Raw genomic sequence first — 23206 nt, 5'->3', positions numbered from 1 at the left:
AAGCTATTAAGCATGCGCTGTGTCATTCTATTTCTGAGCCTACTATATTTATCGGCCTGTGCTCAACCACACCCTGCAGAGGCAGAATTAGCGCCGCAGAGCGAATTACTCCCTACACTAGGTCCGCACGCTTTTTATGTCGACCAACGACTTTCAGAACATGAACGTCAACCCTATCAATTTAACGATTTGCATAAGGCAATAAATGCAGCACCTTCGGGAACCGAAGCAAAGCCAACAGTGATATATCTGGCACCCGATGTTTACCAGTTACAAGGTTCGCCTACCGATCGCGGTTTGTATATTCATCAAGACTGGCTGAGGCTTGTAGGGTTATCCGCAAATGCAAAAGATACGGTGCTGGCGGATAATCGGGGCCACACTATTGGTGCCACCAGTAAAACAGGTTCATCACCCGCAGAAAGCGTATTTATAACCGGAACCGGCTTTTCCGCTTATAACCTGACGATTGGTAACTACTGTAACGTGGATTTGGTTTATCCCAGAAATCCCGCTCTGAATCAGCCTAAACGGACAGACACAATTACCCAGGCTTATGCAATCGGGGCTCATCATCCTGATAAAATATTAGATAAATATGTTTTCGACAACGTACGTTTTATCAGCATGCTGGACACTATTGCGCTAGGGGAAGTGCGGCGGGTTTACTACCATAACGTGTATGTCCAGGGGACCGATGATTTTTTAGGTGGCGGAAATGTGCAAGTTCTTAAAAACAGCACTATTCATAGCTATACCAGCCGACCAATCTATATTGCAGGTAAATCGGGTACTGCATTTATCAACGTGCAATGGGATATCGATTTTGCTGAAACGCAACCCTTGTACCTCACTAAAATGGCCTCCCGCTTATTCTTGAAGAACGTTAACTTTAATGATCTCAATAATAAAGTCACTACTGTACATACCGCTCCCTACCCCAAACCTGACATCCAAAGTTACACGTATAACATCACGTTAAATGGCAATCCGATAGCGTTACAACCTGCCAGCACGGTCATTTCCCTTACAAAAAAACAGGCCGATATTCTCACAGCAAACGCATTGTTGGCGGGTGACGATAGCTGGTCGCCAGACAGCAACAACGCTTCATCCACGCCCTCGCCACTCGCGATGCAAATCGAGGGGCCGCAGCACTTGCTGGCTGGTGGCGACAGCATTACGTTTACCGCAAAAAGCTTTCCCAAACGTACAGTGGAGGACATAACGTGGAAGGTCAGCAAACCGATTGTCGATATAAAAAATATTGAGGAGGGCGTTGTTTCGATTAGTAGCCAATATAACGGCGAATATCCGCAAAAGGTTACGCTAACTGCCAGCGCAGAAAACGGGATCTACAGCAATACGACGTTTGCGGTAAAACCTGTAAAACTGCCCGCCCCACCCTTCGCATCGGCACCGCAGATTACATTAGAAAACGGTAAATTGTACCTACACTATAAACTGGACTTAGCGTTCGCGGGCGGTATTCATGCGGATAAGTCTCTCATCCACTGGTACCGCAACGACAGCAGCGGCAATCAAACCATGGTGGCAACTTCGCGTCTAAACCAGCCTTTACAACAATACACATTAGTACCCGCCGATATCGGGCAGACAATAACCGCCGCTATTACTCCTAAAAGCCAACGCAGTGATCCCGGCAAAACGTTAACGGTTGACTACGGCCCTGTTTCAGCCGCTAGCATTGCAGATAATGGAGATACCTTTAGCGTGGTTCTGTTACCTCAACAATTTCCCACCCAACGCCAACCCGAGATCAAAAGCGGCTATTGGACGCAAGATACTTACTATCCCAAAGATCAGCAGGTTAATTGGCAGGCAAAAGCTGAAAGGCCATGGCGCTTCGGCAAAGGCATAAATGGCGCGCCTGAATATGGTCTTATGCCGGCTTCTCAAGGCGCCAGGTTACTGTATAGCAGAAGTGCAATTTATAAAGAAATGGAAGTGTTGGCTACGCTTGATACCGAAAAGACGGCCGCGCAAGGTTTTGGTAGCCCGAACGGGCAATATCTTGAATTTTATATCGGCTATAATACCCAAACAAAAAGCGGGTACGCACTACGCATCGAGCGTACTAGCAAGTATGGCTATGCCACAGATTTCACTTTGATGCACTATCAAAATGGTATGGGTAAACCTCTTACGTCTTCAGTAACGGCAACGGCGTTTAACAGCAATACCCACATTACACTTAAACTCGATCATCAGATGTTTAGTGCGCATGTCAGCACCGCAACACCTCTTTCCAAGCAACAGCGAGAGGCGGGGCTAGCTTCACAGGTAAATCTCGTTACACCCGTTACTGAAATTAATGGCGCAGGGTTTGGTCTGCAACACACAGGCACAGTGGGCGAAGGCGGTAGATTTGTACTAAAGAGTTTGCGGGCGGATTATCGTTAACGGGTCTATTCACTGGTCGAACGTCGGCCGCTATATCGAGCTTCATACATCGCAATGACAGCCGACTTTATAGTTGACAATAAGGCCACTTTGTAAAACGGAAGAGCATACTGTTTATTGTTTGCCCTGCGCCATATTCATCAATATTTGCCATTCTTCAGCGCTAACCGGCATTACAGATAAACGGTGCCCCTTTTTCACTAATCCAATTTCATGAATAGCAGGTGTAGCTTTAATAGTGCTTAGAGGCAATACCCGTGCGAATTGCTGCTCGAATGTGACATCGACGCGATACCAACGTGGATTGTCCCGTGAAGCCTTTGGATCGTAGTAAGCCGATTCAGGATTAAACTGGGTTTCGTCGGGGTACCCTGCTCGGCTTACTTTTGCTACACCGGCTATTCCAACCTCTTTACAACTGGAATGGTAGATGAAGACTTTATCATTTAGCGCTACCGAATCACGCAAAAAATTACGCGCCTGATAGTTCCTCACCCCATCCCACGGCTCTGTTTGTTGCGGCCGATGTTTTAAATCTTCAATGCCAAAGGTATCTGGTTCGGTTTTAAACAGCCAATATCCCATTCTCTTGCCGCCACATTCTGTTGAGAGCCTTCATTATAGATTGCCCGGTTGTCGTTTTATATTAAAGAGTTAGACTAAACGAAGACAGCAAGCGTTCTTCTGTATTTGCTTACCTCATCTTTACCAGTAGGTAATGCTATCACCCCACCAAATGCACCTGCTATAATATGCGCTGAATTTTTCAACAATCAGTTGTTATGCAAGCTACTATTAAGGCTGATCGCAGCCTGTTTTCCTACCCAAAATACTGGCCGCACTGCTTAGGCACTGCGCCGTTTCTTCCAATGTCCAAAGCGGAAATGGATGAGCTTGGCTGGGATAGCTGCGATGTCATATTAGTCACTGGCGATGCTTATGTCGATCACCCGAGCTTTGGTATGGCAGTGATTGGGCGGGTATTAGAAGCCCACGGGTTTCGTGTTGGTATTATTGCCCAGCCGGACTGGACCAGCAAAGAAGACTTTATGAAGCTGGGTAAGCCCAACCTGTACTTTGGCGTCACGGCCGGCAACATGGATTCCATGATTAACCGCTATACGTCGGACAAAAAGCTGCGTCACGACGATGCCTATACGCCTGGAAATATTGGCGGCAAGCGCCCCGATCGCGCAGTTACTGTTTACTCGCAGCGCTGCCGGGAAGCTTTTAAAGGCGTTCCCGTCATTATTGGCGGCATTGAGGCCAGCTTGCGCCGTATTGCCCATTACGATTATTGGTCGGAAAAAGTGCGCCGTTCGGTATTGTTTGATTCTAAAGCAGATTTGCTGATGTTCGGGAATGCCGAGCGTCCTCTGGTGGAGGTCACTCACCGGCTGGCTGCTGGTGAAGATATCGCCGATATTACTGATATTCGCGGTACCGCTATTATTGTTAAGCAAGCGCTCCCGGACTGGCAAGGGGTAGATTCCACCTCGTTAGATCGGCCGGGCAAAATTGATCCCATTTCCAGTCCTTATCAAATGGAACCGGAATGTGACTCGCAGGACAAGGGCAACTCTGAAGCGCCAGATACCCAGCCCATTGTTATTCAACCGGCAGAAAGACGGAAACCCTGGGAGAACGTGTACGTTAAATTGCCCGCCTATGAAACGGTTAGTGAGAACAAAACCCTTTATGCTCATACTTCACGGATTTTGCATCAGGAAACTAACCCGGGTTGTGCGCGTGCCTTAATGCAGCGCCATGGTGATCGGCACATCTGGATCAATCCACCGGCAATGCCGCTGGAAACCGAAGAAATGGACGCTGTTTTCGACTTACCGTACCAGCGGGTGCCGCATCCTGTATACGGCGAGGCGAAAATTCCCGCCTACGATATGATCCGCTTCTCCATTAACATCATGCGCGGATGTTACGGCGGCTGTACATTTTGCTCAATTACCGAGCATGAAGGTCGAATCATACAAAGCCGATCGGAAGATTCTATCATTCGTGAAATAGAACAAATTCGCGATACCGTGCCTGGTTTTACCGGCGTTATCTCTGATCTTGGCGGCCCTACAGCCAATATGTATCGATTGCGCTGTAAAAGCCCCAAAGCAGAAGCCACATGTCGTCGGCCTTCGTGTGTGTATCCGAGTATCTGTGCGCATATGGATACCGATCATAAACCCACTATTGATCTCTATCGCCGCGCACGGAAACTTCCCGGCGTTAAAAAGATACTGATTGCTTCAGGCGTTCGCTACGATCTGGCAGTGGAAGACCCGGAATATGTGAAGGAGCTGGCCCTTCATCATGTTGGCGGCTATTTGAAAATAGCGCCAGAACATACTGAGGACGGCCCGCTCTCAAAAATGATGAAGCCGGGTATGGGCAGCTACTACCGCTTTAAAGAATTGTTCGACAAATATTCTCAGGAAGCGGGTAAAAAGCAGTATCTTATTCCCTATTTTATTGCTTCTCATCCGGGCACTACCGATGAAGACATGTTAAATCTGGCAATTTGGTTGAAGGAAAACAAGTTCAAACTGGATCAGGTACAGAACTTCTATCCTTCGCCGATGGCAACAGCGACAACCATGTACCACACTGAGGTAAACTCGCTGCGCAAAGTGAGCAAAGACAGCGACGCGGTGCCATCAGCAAAAGGCGAAATTCACCGGCGGCTACACAAGGCAATGCTGCGATACCACGATCCAAAGAACTTTGCGCAGATTCGCCAGGCTTTGACCAAAATGGGTCGCGAAGATCTTATCGGAAGAGGACCTCAGCATTTAGTCCCACCAGAAAGTGCTGATGAGAAACGTGGTAAAGCGAAGAAGGCAAAACATGGCGAGCGAGCGTTAACGAAGCATACTGGTTTACCACCCAGCGGCTTTCGTACGGGCAAGAGAAAAAGCCCGCAGCAACGTAGTCAAACTACGGTTACCAGTACGCCCAAGGGAAAGAAGTAGTGCGAAACCGGCAGAATATCTCGAAGGAAAAACCGATTTATTCTGCCTTCCGTTAGCCTGCTTTCGAAAAAGGCTGGAAAATCGAATGGCTATCGCTATCCCAGCATAATCCGACCGCCGTTGTACATTCGCAGGCGGGCCTGCGATTTAAGGCCGCCTGTAAAATACACTAAACGCTATTGCCAGCCAGTCATTTCTCGAATTTTCGCCGCCAGTAATGCGGCATTTTGCTGATGATGCATCACCCGCGGATGTTGCGTGTATCCGGTGAATGGAAATATTAGCGTGTCTATGTCTTTATCACCCGCTTGTTGCTGCTTTGCCACAGCCTGCCGGATAATCTCTGGCCATTTAGATTCTTGAGCTGAGGCATCCATACTGCCTAATGCGCATAGTATTTTTGCCTCAGGATATTGCCCCCGAAGGGTTTTAATAAAATCGGCATACGCATTAATAAAGTCCTTGTCTGAAGGTGTTGGATTCAGGCGCTGCTTATCTAAAAAAAGTGCCCGGTCGTTTTGGAAGAGATTGACGACAACTACGTCAGGCGTCCAGGAATCGAAATTCCATTGTGTATCATTGTTACCCACAGCAATGAGCTGATCGTAAAAATCAGACATGGTGAAACCAAACCAGCTTACCAGCACACCTATCCCGCTCTGGGAAATAGTGTGGAGCTGCGCGTTCAGCTCTCTTGCAGCTATGGCGCCATAGGACAGATAATGGTTTTTCTGTGAAGGAAGATCGTCGCGGCCATTAAATATGCCCTCGTTCCCCATACCACTGGTAATGGAATCGCCATAAATCTCTATTTTTCGCTTAGGCGCTGCGGGGGGAGCTTTCACGGTGGCACTATCTGGAATATCTAGTCCTAAAAACCGAGTGGCACCTTCTTCGCCTTCAGTGCGCTTATAAATCTCAATAGTGTGAGAGGTATCTGCCAAAGCGCTGGAGATCCAGTAAACGTGTTTTCCCTGCAACGCATTAATAACGTAAGGCGCATCGGAGTTACCATCGAGAATAATGTTGTAATAATTATTCCCGCTGTCATCATCTAAAATTACGCTTACCGAACTTCCGGTAAAGGTTGTTTTAACCTGACTTCCTGGCCAGGAAAGCAATGGCGCTTTTGGATCGGTAAAATCAATCCTGCCGACATACTGAAACGCGGGATTATCCGCTGGAACTGTCTTTGCCACTGCACTGCTTAGTGCAATAGCGGTAAATAAGAATGTCGCCAACCCCACACGAGTTATACGTTTTATTCGCATATATCCATTTTCCTTCCTCATAGCTGTCTGTCTATTAGGGCAGATTTACCCCTTCAGGTAAAGTGTGAGCAGGTAGACGATGTAAGGATAAAAACATCTTATACCGATCCGCATAAAGAAGTGCTCACTCAGCGTGGGTCTTCTCGCTTGCTGACAAAGAAGTTGTACGCCGCTTTGGTGGTGCCAAAGCAAGTGCAACTGATGTAGCTTCAGGATGCGGGAAGGCCGCGCCCAGAGGGAGAAAGCAGGACTTCCCATTTCTGCGTTGCATTATTTTGAAAGGCTATAGCATTCCTTCAATAATACGTCTGGAACTGAAAAGTCCTGCTTTCTCTGAGCTGATCACTTCTTTATGTGGATCGGTATTAGGGGGAAAAAGAAAGGGAATTTGTTTTAACAGATTACAGATACGAAGAAACCGGGCTTTCGCCCGGTTTCCTAAGTCATAGCCAGCGATGTAGAGCCTAAGCGGCTGCAGACTCCGATGTTTCTTCCTCGGGTACTTCGTGGCTCAGAAGATACTCAAAAGCAGCCAGTGATGCTTTTGCTCCTTCCCCCATCGAAATAACGATTTGCTTATAAGGTACCGTAGTAACATCACCTGCAGCAAAAATACCTGATTCCGACGTATTACACTTATTATCTACAATAATCTCGCCGTGCGGTGTCATGTCTATCACTCCTTTCATAAACTGACTGTTTGGTACCAGGCCAATTTGAACAAATACACCTGACAGCGCTTTGGTGTGCACTTCTTCGGTAGCGCGATCCTGATATTCGATACCGGTTACCTTCCCATTTTCAGCCACTATCTGACGAGTAGCGGCATTGCGGATAATGGTAACATTGTCACGCTTTTGTGCTTGGTTAATCAGTACCTGGTCCGCTTTTAAGTCAGGCATGAACTCAAACACAGTGACCGATTTCACAATACCTGCTAAATCCAGCGCAGCTTCAATACCTGAGTTACCGCCACCAATTACTGCGACGTCTTTCCCTTTAAAGAAAGGCCCGTCACAGTGAGGGCAGTATGCCACACCGTTTCCTACGTTTTCTTTCTCGCCGGGTACGCCAAGCTCTCTCCAACGTGCGCCGGTAGCGACAATCATAGAGCGCGTTTTTACTGTTTCGCCAGATGACAATGTCAGCGTTTTGATATCGCCTTTTTGAATGTCACTGACTCTGACATGCTCTTTAAGCGTAATATCGTAATCTTCCATGTGAGAAACCAGATTTCCCACTAATTCCGGACCAGATGTTTTAGGCACAGAGATTAAGTTCTCAATACCCATAGTATCTTTAACCTGCCCGCCTACGCGGTCAGCAATTAAGGTAACCTTCAAACCTTTACGAGCGCTATAAATAGCGGCACTTACACCCGCAGGGCCACCACCGATTACGGTAACATCCTGCAGCGGCAGCGATTTAGACGCATTCGCTTGAGTAAGGCTGGGATCCCTTTCAATTAATTTATCAATCAATGTCGCTGCATCTACCTTACCATTGGCAAAAAGTTTGCCATTAAGATAAACGCTTGGAACGCCTTGGATATCGCGTTCTGCAACCAGTTTCTGATATAAGCCGCCATCAATCATTTCAGACGAAATATTCGGATTCAGTAAGGCAAACTGATTTAGCGCCTGTACCACTTCCGGGCAATTATGGCAGCTAAGGCTGATAAATACTTCGAAATTCAGCTTTTCCTTAACGCCCTGCACAATGCCTTTTACGCTGTCATCGACTTTTAACTCTGTGCCGGAAGCATGCAATAACGCTAAGACCAGTGAGTTAAACTCATGTCCACCAGGAATACCGGAAAAACGTATACCAGTATCTTCACCATCGGCTTCAAGTGAGAAGCTGACTGCACTGCGCAATACGCCGTTAGTATCACGTTCTTCCAACTTGATCTTGTCGCTCACGCTTGCAATACCGGACAGAAACTCAACCAGTTCTTCGCGTTTGCTATGCTCACCAGTTTGCACGACGAACGTAACTTCTTTTTGCATTGAGGCTGTGTAACCTTTCAATGCTTGTAAAATTTCTTTAGATAACACGGTTAATCTGCCTCTTATAGGGTTGCAAGAGTGGTGTGGGCCGTAAGGCCCACACCGGCTCAGATAGTTGGTCTAAGCAAATACTTAGATTTTACCTACCAAATCTAATGAAGGAGAAAGTGTCGCTTCACCTTCTTTCCATTTAGCTGGGCAAACTTCCCCTGGATGCTCTGCTACATACTGTGCAGCTTTGATTTTACGCACCAAGTCTTCTGCGTCACGGCCAATACCTTCAGCAGTAATTTCCATAGCTTGGATAACGCCATCAGGGTCAACTACAAAAGTCGCACGGTCCGCCAGGCCCATGGTTTCACGCATACAGTCGAAGTTACGAGTAATTTCGCCTGTTGGGTCGCCAATCATGGCAAATTGGATTTTACCGATAGTTTCTGAAGTATCGTGCCATGCTTTATGAGTGAAATGAGTGTCAGTAGACACAGAAAACACTTCAACACCACGAGCTTGCAACTCTTCATATTTGTCTGCGATATCACCAAGTTCAGTTGGGCATACAAAAGTAAAATCTGCTGGGTAAAATACAAATACAGCCCACTTTCCTTTAATATCTTCGCTGCTTACTTCGATGAACTCGCCGTTTTTAAATGCGTTTGCTTTAAAAGGTTTAATAGCAGTGTTAATCAATGCCATGGTTAATCTCCATTAGTTGGGTTGGTGGTGTGGCATCCTCCGAAAAGAAGAACGACACCTTCGTTACGTAATTATTCAGAACATCGTTTTAAAAAAATAAACAACCTAGACTGGTTTGAATATCTTTTAAAGCGTCTGTTCAACTTGGAAAAATTCTAACGTGAGGCAGCTAAGAAAGATAATTGGGAATGTTGAATGCTCTAATCTAGAAAACAAATCAAAAACCCTTCCTTTCCGCACATATATTGAACTATAAGAATGACAAATTTTTAAAGGTAGTTCAAATTTATTTCGCTTTTGAGTACCGCCAAGAAAATCTCAGCGATGCTGTTTATACTCATCCACCTTGACGAGTGCTCACTCAGCGCGAGAATTTTTCAACTTTTAACAAGCCAATTTCGTGAAGGTTTAGTGGGGTTAAATCGAACGCAATTGGCGCAGCTGAAAAGCTGAAAAAGCCGCGCCTTGCTGGCCGCGCCCGACGGGGGATGCAGCACAACGACAAGAGATTGGGGCAGGAACGGGTTCAGCATAAGCATTTAAGGTGTGTTGGTAGCGGGTTTTTCTGTGGAAACCTAGTGTGGTTTACCAGGCACTTCTAAATATTCGTATTCAATTCTGTTTCGGCCCGCGTCTTTTGCTCGATACAGCGCGTGGTCTGCCGTATCAACCAAAGTGCGAATACTTACCCCCTGGCGGCCTCCTCGACTAAAATCGACAAACGTAACACCGATACTCACGGATAAATAAGCGGCTTGATTGGCTTTCACATGCTCTATTTGCTGATGACGGAATTCTGCAATAATTGCTTCTGCAATTGCCATCGCCCCCGAATCGTCTGTTTCTCCCAGGATTATTCCGAATTCCTCACCACCAAGCCGGCTGACAAGATCAGTACTTCTTTTAGCTTCTGCTTTAAGGATCCTTGCAACAGCAACAAGACAATCATCACCTTTGGCGTGGCCGTAATAGTCGTTATACGATTTAAAATCATCGATATCGACAATGAGAAGCGCAAGAGGATTACCATTTCGCTGGCACCGCTCTATCTCGTGTTCGATGGCTTCATCAAATTTTCGTCGATTCGCCAGATTTGTTAATGGATCGGTTGCCGCTAAAGATTCAAGTTGCAGAGTCTGCCTGTAAAGGCGGGTATGGGTCTTTACCCGCGCTTTTAAGATAGGAACTTCAACAGGTTTAATGATGTAATCTACCCCTCCAATATCAAACCCTTTAGTTTGCTGACGTATAGTGTCTTCAGCGCTGACAAAAATAACCGGGATCTTGTGGGTGCGTTCATCCTGCTTTAGCTGTTTGCAGAACTCGAAACCGCTCACCTGCGGCATTACAACGTCTACCAGAATGATATGAGGTTTAACTGTCGTTGCCAGTCGAAAGCCCTCGCCCGCAGTTGTGGCAATCGTCACCTCGTAATCTGATGATAATGCAGCGGCTATAATATGAATAGTGGTGGTATCATCATCTACTATCAGCACACGAGGGCGCGTTTGCGGCATAACGACAATCCTGCAAAATAAGTGACTTGAGTGTAGCAAAGGAACCAGATTACATCTGTTTTCCAACCTTTTCTTAGAGAATAGACCTGGGCAAGAGCGAGAATGAACGAAAAGCCAGCAGCCTTGAGAATCAAGCGGAATTTCTTATCCGAAACGCCGTTAAATTATCCCGAAGGGCTTTGCTGTAGCCCCCCCAGCTCCAGCAGGGCGGCTAATAAACCCTCGCTTGTTCAAAAAGCATTCGCGCTCTCTTCCTAAAGAATAGACGTATTATCAGGATAAAAGAAGCGGCCGAATAAAGTTGTGCTGAAACCGGTTATGCTACCTTCAGGTTTATAAAAATTCACGCGCGTATTTGCCTTAAATAGATAACAAACAAACTAACGAGGCGGATCAACTTTATTGCCGTGAGTGGTATTAATTCGAAACCAGCCCGCAACGGAATAACGATCACGCTTCGCTGGCTTTACTTCGTGAGGAAAATCTTCGCTTAAGAAAATAGCGACGGTGCCCATTCGAGGTAACACATTAATGCCTTCTCTGTCCGCTTCGTCCCGATAAAGCACCAATTCTCCCCCATCCTCCAATTGCCAATCGGCGTTCAGATAGGTTACCAGCGAGAGCATCCGGTTGGATTCGCCCTTGAAGGCATCCGTATGGCGTTTGTAAAAGCTCCCGGGTGCGTAGTGCGCAAAGTGACTTTCGAACGAAAACAGACCAAGGAACAGCCGACGATTGAGATACGCTTTTAGTTCTTCACACCACAACAACCATCTACGACCTGCTTCGCTGGTACCGTCAATCCAGCAGATCTCATCTGTACGTACGAAGCTATTTTTTTGGTATTCCTGCTGGCGCCCGATGCCTGCTGCAGTAAAGTTATGATCACTGAGGCGATGTTGGCAATCGGAAAGTTGTTGGGACAATCCGGTGGGTAAGGCCTGATGCTGAATGCTGTAACCTTTAGTGCATAAATCTTCTACAATTTTTTCAAAAAGAATAACGTTATTCTCCCCCTCACAGGGTGAAAGTAATTGCTGAACAATACCCGTCATTATCGTTAATATGCGCTGGTTAATAAAGAAACTGACTTATACGCCGTAATATAAATGCTGACAAGGCTTTTTCATCAGGGATAGTACGAAATTTATTAACTATTCATTCTAATTGCAGGGGATTTTTAACCCAGCAGGATATTTGTGGCATAATTCAGTAACGCTGTTGAAACAGAGATAAAGGGCAGCGTAGAGACTGACTTACAGTAGAAGTAAACTCGCCACACCTTGATTAATGAAGTTGGCATCACAATACCTAATAGAATTGTTTTTACACGAGGCGGTATAACTATGAGTCAAGATCAGACTGTAGTGGAAGACACAGAACATCACCTGGAGCTGAGACATTTAAAACTTGAAGATTACGATGATGTAAAAGAGTTAATGAATGCGGTTTATGCTCGCGTTGGCGGCGCATGGCCCTATAAAAATTTTAAAGCCCAGGTAACAACGTTTCCAGACGGCCAGATTTGCATTGAAGACAAAGGCAAAGTCGTAGCGTTTGCAATTTCTGTCATCGTGGATTACGAGCAGTTTGGCGATAAACACAGTTATGATGAAATAACCGGCGATGCCTACTTAACCACTCACGATCCAAACGGTGATGTGCTGTACGGGGTAGAAGTTATTGTCTCGCCCGACTATCGCGGCTTGCGGTTAGGTAGACGTCTGTACGAAGCACGCAAAGAGTTGTGCCGAAACTTAAATCTGACATCCATTATGGCTGGCGGCAGAATTCCTAATTACTCTAAATATTCTGAAGAGCTATCGCCGTACGAATATATTGAACAGGTTAAATCAAAAGATATATACGATCCGATTTTGACGTTTCAGTTGTCCAATGGCTTTGAAGTCAAACAGGTTCTTCAGGCTTATTTGCCGGAAGATGAGGCGTCAAAAGGCTATGCGACGTTACTGCAATGGCATAACATCTATTACGAGCCGGATAATCCAAGGTTGTTTGGCGGTAAAAAATCTAATGCTCGGATTGGCTGTATTCAATGGCAAATGCGTTATTTTGACAGTGTGGAAGAACTCCTGCAGCAGGTCGAATATTTTGTCGATGCGTTGTCTGACTATAAATGTGATGTGGCATTGTTCCCTGAGTTTTTCAATGCGCCACTGATGGGCCTTAGCCCGTCGGAATCTTCTATTGACGCTATCTGGCACCTTGCAACTTACACCGATGAAATTCTTTCTGCGATGTCGCACCTAGCGGTGTCGTACAACATTACGATCATCGCGGGCTCGATGCCGGTTGTAGAAGAAGACGAGCTTTACAACGTCAGTTATATTTGTAAACGCGATGGCACCATTGAAAGTCAGTATAAGCTACACCCCACTCCGCACGAAAAGAAAGACTGGATCATGCAAGGCGGTAATAGCCTGAAGGTATTTAATACCGATTTTGGTAAAATCGGGGTTCTTATCTGCTACGACGTTGAATTTCCAGAACTCGCACGACTGATGTCAGAGCAGGAAATGCAGATTTTATTTGTGCCATTTTGGACCGATACTAAAAATGGCTATCTGCGGGTTCGCCGTTGCGCGCAGGCTCGCGCTATCGAGAACGAATGCTACGTGGTCATTGCTGGCAGCGTGGGCAATCTGCCTAAAGTAGATAATGTGGATATCCAATACGGCCAGACCGCCGTATTCTCCCCTTCCGACTTTTCATTTCCCCACGATGCGATTGTCTCGGAAACCACGCCAAATACTGAAATGACGCTGATTGTGGACCTGGATTTGGATAAACTGACCAAATTGCAAAATGAGGGGTCGGTGAGAAATTATCTTGATCGTCGCAGAGATCTGTATCGGGTTGAATGGATGGGCAATTAATTAACATGCCGTTAGCTCTTACTGGCAGAACAGAATTCTTTGTTATGGTAAAGACTTCTGTTTCTGCCAGTAACGTTAAGGCGTGTGTGGTAACTACAGAGCGGTTTAGGTTGCATTGCTGGGGCAAGAAATAAGCCCGTAGCGTTTTGACAGCCGTTAAGCAAGATGAAAGGGCAACATGTTGGTTTTAGATAACTATGCCTTGTTGTATTCTGCAAAGGCATTTAAGTAAAGAGTTGGTATTGAGGAGAAAATAGCGCTAACATCCGCTTTCACGCTTATTTTCCTATGGAACAACGAGTAAAGAGAGAATATGGCAAACGATTCAAGAAACGAGGATTTTCCTACCATTAGATTGGATGAAGAAGATCGTCGTGAGTACCAAAAAAAGAAACATACTGCTGCGCATACTATTTCGTCTCAGTCGAACAAGCAAACGGAGAACGCGGACGCTGGTAATTCCGCAACCAGTAAAAGCGGTAATGGTTTATGGATAGCATTGGTAGCACTTGTGGCGTTATTAGGGTGCGGCGGTTGCTACTACTTGTATACCTTGCTTCAACAACAGCAGGAAAGTGCAGCTCAGGCAGAAACAAGAATTGCACAGCTTGAGAAAAGGCTTTCTGCTACCGGTGAAGAAATGGGTGAATCTACAGTCGCGCTTCAGGTGAAGGTAAGTGAGGTCACGGAGCGTACCAATAATCTTTGGGAGCAAATGGATAAGCTGTGGGCTTCAGCTTGGCGCCGAAACCAAAAAGAAATCACTGAATTGGGCGACAAGCTAAATTCAGTTCAAAACTCCCTTTCTACATCACTTAATACAGTGACCGATGATGTTGCTGCACAGAAGAATCAAATAGCGTCAGTAAAGAATCAGCTTGCTTCTCTTGCAGATGAAATTTTATCTTTAAATGTCCAGATGGAACAAGCGGCAGGTGATAAACAAGCGCAGGCGCAAGGGATAAAAAACCTTGCCGATAAACTTGCGGTGCTTGAACAACGAAACAATTCTTTGGCCGGCCGCATCAGCAGTATGGAAAACGAAATAAGAGAAGTAGCCACGAAAGTAGTGAGTCAACCTTCGCCGCAAGGCTAAATTATCTCTTTTCCTAATAAATAAGCGCCTTCCTGGCGCTTATTTATTTAACCCCTATCTCACCCTTCTTCCATTTGCTGAACAAGCGAGCGAATTCGGCTGGATACGCTTATACCGCTCTTCAAAATGAAATCAGATGAACATCAGCGCAATACTACTCCGCCTTGATGTGTCCTCACTCAGCACGAGAATTTCCACCTTTCGACAAGCGAATTTCGTGAAGGTTTAGTGGGCTAAATCGAATGCAATTGGCTCAGCTCCAAAGCTAAAAAGCCGCGCCTTGCTGGCCGCTGACCGCGACCAAAGGGAAATAGAAGAACCCATTAAAGCGGATTAGTATAATACTCCATACTAGACAACAGATAGAAAAAAAGCGCCATAAAGGCGCTTTTCTTAGAAACCTGTGCTTATCGACGCAGGCCTAAACGCTTAATCAGATCAAGGTAACGCTCTGCGTTTTTACCTTTCAAATAATCAAGAAGCTTACGGCGCTGGCTAACCATACGTAACAAACCACGACGTGAGTGGTGATCTTTCTTATGGTCAGCAAAGTGGCCTTGAAGTTTGTTGATGTTATGAGTTAACAATGCAACTTGAACTTCAGGTGAGCCGGTATCGCCTTCCTTTACGCCATATTCGGCAATAAGATTTGCAGTTTCTTCTTTAGTTAGTGACATATGTATCTCCTAGTGAGTGAAATCTGGCCAATCACTAATTCAGCCAGATTATAAGAGCGCGTATTATAGCGATGCGTACTCTGATAGCAAGTATTCTCTGGTGAGGATCGTAATTTCCTATTCGTAAACGACGCGTCGCCGTGGCGAAACAAATACTTTATCTGGATCTTTACAACGCGTCTGATCCTTGGGCAAGGTTATTCCATCACCTACGCCTAAAAACAGAGCTTGCTCAGGCTTTTCAGCGTATACACGATAACTTTGGCCTTCTTGCAATGCCTGAGCGGTCTTTCCACTCACGCTTTGGCCGTGCTCAAAACGATGTTGTTCACTGTCGTCTAAATAAATTGCCGGTAGCCGTAACACAGCTGAATCCATAGGCAACAGCAGCTTATCCAACTCATCAAATTGCCCGTCCGCCAAAGAAGAATTCATTGCTTCCAGTGCTGCCAGAGAAATCATTTTATCTGTAGGATAGTCCGCGACCTCGGTGCGATGTAAACGGGTAACATAGGCACCACAGCCCAACTTCTGCCCAATATCGTCAACTAAGGAACGTATATAAGTACCTTTACTACATTTAACCCGCATATAAACATCAGGCAGAGCAATTTGTAGAATCTCTAACTCATAGATAATAATATCCCGAGGCTCTCGTTCCACCGTCTGACCCAGGCGAGCGTAATAATACAGCGGTTTACCTTGGTATTTTAAGGCGGAAAACATGGAGGGAATTTGTTTACCCGGCCCTTTAAAACTTTCACAGACTTCTCTTACCGCGGCTTCATCCACATTAACTTCGCGTTGTTCGACCACATCACCATCGGCATCTGATGTGGTAGTACGGATGCCAAGATGCGCTGTAACTTCATAAGTTTTCTCGGCTTCCAGCAGGAACTGAGAAAATTTTGTGGCTTCGCCAAGACAAATCGGCAACATGCCGCTGGCCAGAGGATCCAGCGCCCCGGTATGGCCAGCTTTAGAAGCATTAAACAACCAACGGACTTTTTGCAGAATCTGGTTGGAGGAACCACCACGGGGTTTATCAAGTAACACGATGCCGTTTATGTCACGGCCCTTACGTCGTCTAGCCATCTACTCCTGCTCTTCGTCTCTGTCCTGACTTCTGGCTTTATCCTGAGCCACTGTCTCGGAAACAAGATTAGAGATCCGCATACCTTCAGTGATAGAAGTATCTTGGAAAAAATGTAAATCCGGCACACTTCGCATACGAACGCGTTTAGCTAAAATACTCCGGATAAAACCTTTATATTCCACCAGTTGTTTTACTTGCGCTTTGCCTTCTGCTTCATCGTTCTCATAAATAGTGACAAAAATTTTTGCGTGCGCTAAGTCTCGCGATACCTCAACATCAGACACCGTAATAAGAGGCAATTGTCCTACGCGATGCTTGTATTCGTTTTGCAAAATACTCGCAACTTCTTTGTGAATTTGCTGAGCTACCCTGTCGGTTCGAGAAAATTCCCGTGCCATATTCACTCTCCTGATTTTATGTCTGCCAAAGATTTCCTAATACAGACAAAAACGGGGGCTTTCGACCCCCGCTTTACATACTATACTACGTTGGCTGGCAACTAGATCTGACGTGCAACCTCAATAACTTCGAAGACCTCAATTTGGTCACCGACTTTAACGTCATTGTAGTTTTTCACGCCGATACCACATTCCATACCGTTACGCACTTCCTGAACGTCGTCTTTGAAGCGACGTAAAGATTCCAGCTCACCTTCGTATATCACCACGTTTTCACGCAGAACACGAATTGGACTGCTACGTTTAACCGTACCTTCGGTTACCATACAGCCTGCAATGGCTCCGAGTTTAGGCGATTTAAATACGTCACGCACCTGAGCAAGGCCGACAATTTCTTGTCTGAACTCTGGTGACAACATACCGCTCATCGCTGCCTTCACTTCATCAATCAGGTCATAGATAACGCTGTAATAACGTAAATCGACTTCTTCGGTTTCCAGAACCCGACGGGCAGTGGCGTCAGCACGTACGTTAAAGCCCACGACAATAGCGCCAGAAGCCGCTGCCAATGTTGCATCAGTTTCGGTAATTCCACCTACACCGCTGCCGACAATGTTAACTTTCACTTCATCAGTAGACAGCTTCATCAACGATTCGGCGATAGCTTCTACAGAACCTTGTACGTCCGCTTTTAGTACGATGTTCAACTCACTAACATCACCAGCTTCCATATTGGCGAACATATTTTCCAATTTCGCCTTTTGCTGGCGAGCCAGTTTCAGTTCACGTTTCTTCTGATGACGTTTAGCTGCAACTTCCCGCGCTTTGCGTTCATCTTTAACCACTACGGCGTCTTCACCGGCAACAGGCACGCCAGATAAGCCCAGCACTTCTACTGGGGTGGAAGGTCCAGCCTGGTCCAGCGTTTGACCATTTTCGTCACGCATTGCGCGAACACGGCCATATTCTTCGCCGCATAAAAAGATGTCACCCGCTCGCAGCGTACCATTCTGGATAAGCACTGACGCAACCGGACCACGACCTTTATCAAGACGAGATTCGATAACGATTCCGCGGCCAGGGCCAGAAGTGATGGCTTGCAGATCCAACAATTCAGCTTGCAAATTAATGGCTTCAAGCAGGCTGTCCACGCCCATACCGGTTTTTGCCGATACATTGACGAACTGGTGCTCACCGCCCCACTCTTCTGAAATTACGTCTAGCTGAGACAATTCGGTTTTTACCCGATCTGGATCCGCTGCCTCTTTGTCCATTTTGTTCACCGCAATAATGAGCGGTACGCCGGCAGCACGAGCATGCTGAACAGCTTCCTTCGTTTGCGGCATCACACCGTCATCAGCAGCGACTACGAGTACCACGATATCTGTTGCAGTGGCTCCACGCGCACGCATGGCCGTAAAAGCGGCGTGACCTGGTGTATCCAAAAAGGTAATTTTGCCACTATCGGTTTCCACTACATAAGCACCAATGTGCTGTGTAATACCCCCGGCTTCTCCGGCGGCCACTTTGGCTCGACGAATGTAATCCAGCAGCGAGGTTTTACCGTGGTCAACGTGCCCCATAATAGTAACAACGGGTGCGCGCGGTGTTTTATCACCTTCACCGGCATCTGCCAGCAATTCATCTTCCAACGCATTATCATTAACAAGTTCATACTTGTGGCCCATTTCTTCCACCACAAGTACAGCTGTATCTTGGTCCAGCACCTGATTAATGGTCGCCATTTCGCCCATCTTCATCATGGCTTTAATGACTTCGTTTGACTTAACAGCCAGACGATTAGCCAATTCACCCACAGTGATAGTTGCACCTATTTTGACGACACGCTCAACCGGTTGAGCTGGTTTATTAAAGCTTTGCTTCAAGTGTTCTCCCGCGTTTTTCTTCGACTTCTTGCGACGTCGAGAAGAGCGTTCAACCTGCATATCTTCTTCGTCTTCCGCTTCCTGAGCGTAACGGTTTGAATGCAAGTGAACGTCTTGAGCTTCTTCTTTTTTGCGACGTTCCTCTTCTTCTTTCCAACGACGTTCGTTTTCTTCAGCAAGTTTACGTGCTTCTTCTGCAGCGCGTTTTGCTTCTTCTTCGAGTTTTTTCTTCGTCTCTTCTTCCTGCGCCTTACGTAAACGCTCTTCTTCCTGACGAGCTTTAGCCTGTTCAGCTCTCTCTTCGTCAGTCATATTGGCTTCTTCACGCTTACGAGCTTCAGCTTCTTGCTTCGCTCTTTCTGCGCGTTTTACACGCTCTTCTTCAGCTGCTTTTTTCGCTTCCGCTTCCTGCCTGGCTTTTTCTTCTGCCACGCGTTTTGCTTCTGCTTCTGCCGCCGCTGCACGCTCTTGCGCTTCTTTCTGCGCCTGTGCTTCTTCCTCAGCGCGTCTGGCTTCCTCTTCTTCAGCCTGACGTTGCTCGTCTAGATCCGTTCGTTTTACATAGGTACGCTTTTTACGCACTTCTACTTTCACAGATTTAGATTTTCCCACACTAAGCGTGCTGGTTGTTTTTCGCTGCAACGTCATGCGCTTCGGCTCTCCCGAACCTGAACTACCGTGCTGCTTACTTAAATGGTCCAGCAACAGGCGTTTCTCATCTTCAGTGACTTGAGTATTTGCACTCTTATCGATACCGGCATCTTTAAACTGACTCACTAGTCGGTCAACGGTTGTTCCAATGTCACTGGCGAGCTTTTCAATCGATACTTCTGCCATTACGTGTTAATCCCCTTGTTGACCTTATTCTTCACCAAACCAGACAATGTTGCGCGCAGCCATAATCAGGGCACCCGCTTTTTCTTCATCTAACTCATCAATATCACTGATCTCATCAGTGCCCTGTTCCGCCAGCCCTTCCAAGTCGGTAATACCCCGACTTGCCAGAACAAACGCAACATGTCTGCTCATACCTTCAAGATTAAGCAAGGCTTCCGTTGGTTCTACACCTTCCAATGACTCTTCGTTCGCTAATGCCCGCGTTGTCAGGAATGCTCGTGCGCGTGTACGCAACTCTTCAACGGTATCTTCCTCAAATCCTTCTATTGCCAGCAATTCACTTACCGGCACATAAGCGACTTCTTCTAACGTGCTGAAACCTTCATCGACCAGCACTTCTGCAAATTCTTCATCAATATCCAGACCATCCATGAACAATTTAAGCACTTTTGCATTTTCTTCTTCATGCTTATTGTTCAGGTCGTCAATAGTCATTACGTTCAGTTCCCAGCCAGTCAACTGACCAGCAAGACGAACGTTTTGGCCACTGCGACCAATGGCCTGCGCAAGATTGTCCGCTTCTACCGCAACATCCATGGTGTGGCTGTCTTCGTCTACCACTATCGACGCAACTTCAGCTGGAGCCATAGCGTTAATAACAAACTGGGCCGGATTTTCATCCCAAAGCACGATATCTACGCGCTCACCGCCCAATTCGCCAGAAACCGCTTGTACCCGCGAACCGCGCATGCCTACGCAAGCGCCCACTGGATCGAGACGCTTGTCGTTGGTTTTCACCGCTATTTTAGCGCGAGAACCGGGATCCCGTGCCGCCGACTTAATTTCCAACGTCTCTTCTGCTATTTCCGGTACTTCCAGTCTGAACAACTCAACCAGCATATCGGGGTGAGTACGGCTAATAAATAACTGCGCACCCCGTGCTTCCGGACGAATAACATAAAGCAAACCCCGTACCCGATCGCCTGGGCGGAAGGTTTCCCGTGGCAGCATATCATCGCGGTAAATAACACCTTCTGCGTTATTACCTAAATCGATAATGATATTGTCGCGATTTACCTTTTTCACCGTACCGGTGACCAGCTCGCCGACCCGGTCCTGATATTCCGCAATCATTTGTGCACGTTCAGCTTCACGAACTTTTTGTACAATAACCTGTTTAGCGGTTTGTGTAGTTATACGGTCAAAAGCGATAGACTCGATTTGCTCTTCGACATAATCGCCAACCTGACTTTCAGGTTCATCAATTTGCGCTGCCGAGAGAGTAAGTTCCGCATATGGATTTTCCTGCTCCTGATCATCAGGAATAATCAACCAGCGTCTGAATGTATCAAAATCACCGCTTTTTCTGTCGATGCTAACGCGTACTTCAATATCGCCTACGTTTTTCTTTTTGGTTGCGCTGGCAATGGCAAATTCCAGTGCTTCAAAAATCTTTTCTCTAGGCACTTGTTTTTCATTTGAAACGGCTTCCGCCACTAACAAAATTTCTTTATTCATTTTCGCCTCACTAATGCTTTCCAGACGGAAAGCGTGTGCTGTTCCATTAGTCGAATGTGGGAACAACGTTACCTTTTTCGATATTCGCCACAGCTAACTGGAACTGCTGGCCGTCCACTTCAATGCTGATCGTGCCATTTTCGCACGTGAGCAATTTTCCTTTAAAATTACGCCGGTTATCCATAGGCATTGACAGCTTTACCTGCACAATCTGGCCTATCACTTCCTCGTAGTGCTTCTCTTTGAACAGCGGTCTGTCCATACCAGGTGAAGACACTTCAAGGTTATATTCCGTACTGATGGGATCTTCGACATCTAAAATTGCGCTGGCTTGATAACTGACTTCTGCACAATCATCTACGGTTATGCCGTCTTCATGATCAATAAAAACACGCAAGATTGAATGTTTTCCTGCACGAACAAACTCTACGCCTACCAGTTCAAAGCCCAGAGCTTCAACGCCAGGTTCAAGCATCGTGGTCAGTTTTTCTTCAAGCTTTAACAATCCTTACCTCCAAAAACGAAAAAAGGGCTTAAAGCCCAAACTACCTTTTACTAAGACTCTTGCAGTCAGCATAAATTCCGATTCAAGTACAACAAAAAGCCCCGGACTAGCGGGGCTTTTATACAAATCTGAACCCATCACTGTCAAGAGACAGTTGCAAACGCATGGGTACTACCACCTATCGTGGTACGGTTTGCTAAACTAGCAAAGCGCTATGCCGCCGTTCAAAGAACGAAGCCCGCTCTCGCTGAAAAGTGCGAGTATTATACCTACCGGCACACCATTAAGCAACTAACGAATCCAAATGTATTAAAGCTTTAGGGTTTAATACATTCAGTGCAGATAAATTTTTATCCCTCATGCGCTTACCTTGCCTGACCCAGTGCCATCAGACTGATTACTCTTCCTGCCAGTGAGCTTTAATTTCAAGAATAGCGGGTAAATTTTCTACCATTAATGCAACCAAACGCGGATCGAAGTGTTTACCACTTTGTTCCTGAATAAAATCCATCGTCTCAGTTACCGACCATGCCGCTTTATAAGGACGGGTGCTGGTCAGCGCATCAAATACGTCGGCAATAGCGACTATTCGTCCCTCAATGGGTATATCTTCGCCCGCTAAACCTAGCGGATAGCCGGAACCATCCCATTTCTCATGGTGGGTAAGCGCTACAGATTTAGCCACCTTAAGCAGCTCGGAGTCAGCTTCGCCAAGAATTTCCGCACCTATTTGCGGATGAGTTTTCATTATCGCGAATTCTTCATCCGTCAGCTTGCCGGGTTTAAGCATAATATGATCGGGAATGCCGATTTTACCGATATCGTGCATAGGCGCAGCATGCAGCAAGGTTTCGGCCTGCTCCGCAGAAAAGCCGTAGGCTTGGGCCAGTATTCTTGAGTAGTGACTCATTCTCAGCACATGCATACCGGTTTCATTATCTTTATATTCCGCCGCTCTGCCTAAGCGTTGCACTACCTGTAAGCGGGTACGCTTGAGCTCATCTGACTGCACCAGCGACAAGTGCGTTTTTACCCGCGCCAGTACTACGGCGGGAGAAATGGGTTTGGTAATGTAATCTACCGCCCCAGCTTCAAATCCTTCTGTTTCATCATGAGTATCATTTAATGCAGTGACAAAAATAATAGGAATGGAACGTGTACCCGCATCCTTCTTTAAAGCGCGGCACGTTTCAAATCCTGTCATTCCAGGCATCATCACGTCCATTAGGATCAAATCAGGTAATTGTTCCTTAGTCACACGAATGGCTTCTTCACCATTTTTAGCAAACGCAAGCGTATAGTGCGGTGCTAAAAGCTGCTTTAGTACCCGCAAATTAACTGGTTCATCATCGACCAGAAGAAGAGTAGAAACGGATTCAGTCGTTAACATTTCAAAAA

The 23206-nt window shown here is 46.3% G+C and carries 17 protein-coding genes; 4 read left to right on the top strand and 13 right to left on the bottom strand.

Going from position 1 to position 23206, the window contains the following annotated elements:
• Positions 1-12 precede the first annotated feature (12 nt).
• Positions 13-2424, top strand: a complete 2412-nt coding sequence (locus CA267_RS17290; protein WP_075609629.1) for a PemB family protein — start codon at positions 13-15, stop codon at positions 2422-2424.
• 114 nt (positions 2425-2538) lie between these two features.
• Here the strand turns inward: CA267_RS17290 and CA267_RS17285 are convergent, their stop codons facing one another.
• The gene (locus tag CA267_RS17285) at positions 2539-3009 is read right to left on the bottom strand and encodes an EVE domain-containing protein (protein ID WP_075609630.1); all 471 of its coding nucleotides are present in this window, start codon (positions 3007-3009) and stop codon (positions 2539-2541) included.
• Between the two features lie 197 nt (positions 3010-3206).
• Between CA267_RS17285 and CA267_RS17280 the strand changes: the two genes are divergently transcribed.
• Positions 3207-5405 carry a YgiQ family radical SAM protein gene (locus CA267_RS17280; protein ID WP_075609631.1) on the top strand — a complete coding sequence of 733 codons (2199 nt, stop codon included), beginning with the start codon at positions 3207-3209 and terminating at the stop codon, positions 5403-5405.
• Positions 5406-5581: 176 nt separating this feature from the next.
• Here CA267_RS17280 and CA267_RS17275 read toward each other — a convergent pair whose 3' ends face one another.
• The 5 genes from CA267_RS17275 to CA267_RS17255 all read right to left on the bottom strand — a co-directional run bounded on the left by CA267_RS17275 (position 5582) and on the right by CA267_RS17255 (position 11953).
• Positions 5582-6676: an SGNH/GDSL hydrolase family protein gene (locus CA267_RS17275; protein WP_083638473.1), complete on the bottom strand. Its 1095-nt coding sequence runs from the start codon at positions 6674-6676 to the stop codon at positions 5582-5584.
• A 464-nt stretch (positions 6677-7140) separates the two neighbouring features.
• Positions 7141-8733, bottom strand: coding sequence for an alkyl hydroperoxide reductase subunit F (ahpF, locus tag CA267_RS17270; RefSeq protein ID WP_075609632.1), 1593 nt, complete (start codon positions 8731-8733; stop codon positions 7141-7143).
• 84 nt (positions 8734-8817) lie between these two features.
• Positions 8818-9375, bottom strand: a complete 558-nt coding sequence (ahpC, locus tag CA267_RS17265) for an alkyl hydroperoxide reductase subunit C (protein WP_456298158.1) — start codon at positions 9373-9375, stop codon at positions 8818-8820.
• A gap of 581 nt (positions 9376-9956) precedes the next feature.
• Complete coding sequence (locus CA267_RS17260; RefSeq protein WP_075609634.1) at positions 9957-10898, bottom strand: GGDEF domain-containing response regulator; 942 nt, start codon at positions 10896-10898, stop codon at positions 9957-9959.
• A 380-nt stretch (positions 10899-11278) separates the two neighbouring features.
• Positions 11279-11953 carry a 2OG-Fe(II) oxygenase gene (locus CA267_RS17255; RefSeq protein ID WP_075609635.1) on the bottom strand — a complete coding sequence of 225 codons (675 nt, stop codon included), beginning with the start codon at positions 11951-11953 and terminating at the stop codon, positions 11279-11281.
• Positions 11954-12244: 291 nt separating this feature from the next.
• Here CA267_RS17255 and CA267_RS17250 point away from each other — a divergent pair, with 291 nt between their 5' ends.
• A complete protein-coding gene (locus CA267_RS17250; RefSeq protein WP_075609636.1) occupies positions 12245-13795 on the top strand; it encodes a bifunctional GNAT family N-acetyltransferase/carbon-nitrogen hydrolase family protein in 1551 nt (516 codons plus the stop codon).
• Positions 13796-14108: 313 nt separating this feature from the next.
• Positions 14109-14891: a hypothetical protein gene (locus CA267_RS17245; RefSeq protein WP_075609637.1), complete on the top strand. Its 783-nt coding sequence runs from the start codon at positions 14109-14111 to the stop codon at positions 14889-14891.
• Between the two features lie 407 nt (positions 14892-15298).
• On the opposite strand, the gene rpsO is transcribed toward CA267_RS17245, so the two are convergent.
• From rpsO to CA267_RS17210, 7 genes are all read right to left on the bottom strand, one after another.
• On the bottom strand, positions 15299-15568 hold the full coding sequence (gene rpsO, locus CA267_RS17240) for a 30S ribosomal protein S15 (protein WP_075609638.1): 270 nt from the start codon (positions 15566-15568) through the stop codon (positions 15299-15301).
• Positions 15569-15685: 117 nt separating this feature from the next.
• On the bottom strand, positions 15686-16663 hold the full coding sequence (gene truB / locus CA267_RS17235) for a tRNA pseudouridine(55) synthase TruB (RefSeq protein WP_075609639.1): 978 nt from the start codon (positions 16661-16663) through the stop codon (positions 15686-15688).
• A complete protein-coding gene (gene rbfA / locus CA267_RS17230; protein ID WP_075609640.1) occupies positions 16664-17062 on the bottom strand; it encodes a 30S ribosome-binding factor RbfA in 399 nt (132 codons plus the stop codon).
• Between the two features lie 101 nt (positions 17063-17163).
• Positions 17164-19785, bottom strand: a complete 2622-nt coding sequence (gene infB / locus CA267_RS17225; protein WP_075609641.1) for a translation initiation factor IF-2 — start codon at positions 19783-19785, stop codon at positions 17164-17166.
• A gap of 24 nt (positions 19786-19809) precedes the next feature.
• Entirely contained in the window at positions 19810-21303 is a 1494-nt protein-coding gene (nusA, locus tag CA267_RS17220; protein ID WP_075609642.1) for a transcription termination factor NusA, read from the bottom strand.
• A 46-nt stretch (positions 21304-21349) separates the two neighbouring features.
• Positions 21350-21808, bottom strand: a complete 459-nt coding sequence (gene rimP, locus CA267_RS17215; protein WP_075609643.1) for a ribosome maturation factor RimP — start codon at positions 21806-21808, stop codon at positions 21350-21352.
• 397 nt (positions 21809-22205) lie between these two features.
• Positions 22206-23198 (bottom strand): response regulator, encoded by a 993-nt coding sequence (locus CA267_RS17210; RefSeq protein WP_075609644.1) that lies wholly within the window; start codon positions 23196-23198, stop codon positions 22206-22208.
• Positions 23199-23206 lie beyond the last annotated feature (8 nt).

Origin of the sequence: Alteromonas pelagimontana (assembly GCF_002499975.2) — a bacterium.
Classification (GTDB): domain Bacteria; phylum Pseudomonadota; class Gammaproteobacteria; order Enterobacterales; family Alteromonadaceae; genus Alteromonas; species Alteromonas pelagimontana.
Note: the sequence above shows the minus strand (reverse complement) of the source record. Positions and strands in the feature narration are given on the sequence as shown.